The sequence below is a fragment of the Mycobacterium sp. PO1 genome, assembly GCF_017312405.1.
Lineage (GTDB): Bacteria > Actinomycetota > Actinomycetes > Mycobacteriales > Mycobacteriaceae > Mycobacterium.
Genome location: NZ_BLTG01000141.1, coordinates 1 through 2,207, shown reverse-complemented (window position 1 = coordinate 2,207; position 2,207 = coordinate 1). Strand labels below are relative to the sequence as shown.

Sequence of the window (2,207 nt, the reverse complement as noted above, 5' to 3'; positions counted from 1 at the left end):
TTCGTGCGCCGCGAGGCGCTGTTTGACCGAGTGGAGGTGAGAGACCACCACGTTCCCGTTGTCGTAGCAGCGGGTTGAAGCTGAGGGCAGCCTGATCCCCGGGACGGGGGTGAGGGTGGACAGCGGCCCTGACAACGACGAGTCGTACCAGAACTGCCAGATGGTGCGGGCTCGGCTAGCAAGACGGAGAGGTATACGTGAGGAACCAGTGTCTGAACGCCCCTCAAGCGCACCCACCAGCCCTAAACCTGGCGGACATGGGCTGGGTCGCACCGCGTATCCATCTGGCAGAAGCCACCGCGCCCGGCGTGGCCGGGTGTGGTTGGCCAGGTGGGGAACTCGCGGACCGGAGAATGTCGTCGGTTCGGGAGGCCATGGTGAAGGACTGCGGCGTAGCCATGGCGATGGTGCAGGGGCATAGCTGGATGCCGATCCCGTCGAACGGTCAACAGTGAACGCGGGAACCCTGCCGTGGGTCCCACGTCGTATCGGGCGGCCGGCTCGGGGCGTGTGGGAAGGTCCGTCGCCGACTGATGCCGGCGGCAGGGGGCGGAGAGCTCGTAGTAGTCGGAGTCCGGGAAAGCCGGTCACAGGGCGAAGGAGCTCAGTTTGATTGCGCAGCAACCAATGCATGTGAAGGAGCCACCGGTGAATACTGGTGTTTCGTGGCCCGCCCAGGCCGTTGACACGATGTGGGCGTGGCACCGAGTACTTGCGATGCAGACGAAGCTGCACCGTTGGGCGACGGCCGATCCCGGCTGTCGCTTCGATGATGTGTTCAACCTCGTCTACGATCCTGCGTTCCTGCTGGCAGCGTGGGACCGGGTACGGGGCAATAAAGGCGGTCGCACTGCCGGGGTGGATGGGGTTGTTCCCCGCTATGTCCCCGCCGAGGATGTGACCGAGATGCTCGCCGAGCTTCGCCAACAGGTGAAGTCCGGTCAGTTCACGCCGCTGCCGGTGCGGGAGCGTCGAATTCCGAAGGCGAACGGAAAGACTCGCTCGCTAGGAATCCCGACGATGACCGACCGGATCATTCAGGCGTCCTTGAAGTTGGTGTTGGAGCCGATCTTCGAGGCCAATTTTCAACCCTGTTCCTATGGGTTTCGGCCACGACGACGAGCCCAGGATGCGATCGCTGAGATTCACTACTTCACCACGGGCAACCGCTGCTACGAGTGGGTGTTCGAAGGTGACATCAAGGCGTGCTTCGACGAAATCGACCACACCGCGCTGATGGCGCGCGTGCGGCATCGGATCGTCGATAAGCGTGTCCTGGCGTTGATCCGCTCGTTCCTGAAGTCGGGCATCCTGTCCGAGGATGGCCTGCACAGGGGCACCCGCACCGGCACTCCGCAAGGTGGAATTCTTTCACCGCTGCTGGCCAACATCGCCTTGTCCGTGCTGGACGAGCACTTCACCACAAAGTGGGAAGCGCTCGGGCCGGAATGGACCCGCGCCAAGCATCTGCGGGCCGGGGGCGCAGCGATGAAGCTCATCCGCTATGCCGATGACTTCGTCGTTCTCGTCCGCGGACCCCGCGAAGATGCCGAAGCGTTGTTCGGTGAAGTGGCCACAGTGCTGGCTCCGATGGGTTTGCGCCTGTCGGAGGAAAAGACCCACCTGACCCATATCGATGATGGGTTCGACTTCCTGGGATGGCGCATCCAGCGCCGAACCTGGCAAGGACGCGGCGGGACCAAGAGAACGGTCTACACCTACCCCTCGAAGAGATCTCTTGCTTCGATCAAGGAAAAGATCCGTGTCTTGACCCGCCGGAACGCTCATCGCACGCTCGCAGACCTGCTGCGTCGGCTCAACCCGGCCATCAGAGGCTGGTGCACGTACTTCCAGCATGGGGTGTCCAAGCGAACCTTCTCTTACGTCGATCACTTCGCCTTCTGGCGCATCGTCGGCTGGCTGAAGAAACGCCACCCCAAACTCAACGTGCACACCGTGATCCGCCGTTATCTGCCCGGGTGGCACATCGCGGCCGACGGTATCGAGTTCTTCCGCGCACCCACGGTCCCCGTGACCCGGTATCGCTACCGAGGAACCCGCATCCCGAATCCATGGACGAGCACCCCAGCGGCATAAATCAAATGGAGAGCCGGATGCTCAGGAATGGGCACGTCCGGTTCGGAGGGCGGGCCGGGGAAACCCACCAGCTGCAAAGCTGGCAGGGCGCCCCGGTCCGACCCCTACAC

1 protein-coding gene is annotated in these 2,207 nt (G+C 63.2%); it reads left to right on the top strand.

The window, feature by feature from the left end; translation table 11 throughout:
* Window positions 1-717 precede the first annotated feature (717 nt).
* Entirely contained in the window at window positions 718-2,097 is a 1,380-nt protein-coding gene (gene ltrA, locus J3476_RS27550) for a group II intron reverse transcriptase/maturase (RefSeq protein WP_207069432.1), read from the top strand.
* Window positions 2,098-2,207 lie beyond the last annotated feature (110 nt).

Excerpts from the sequence above, each read along its gene's own strand:
- ltrA (WP_207069432.1), top strand. The coding sequence starts at position 718 with ATGCAGACGAAGCTGCACCGTTGGGCGACGGCCGATCCCGGCTGTCGC.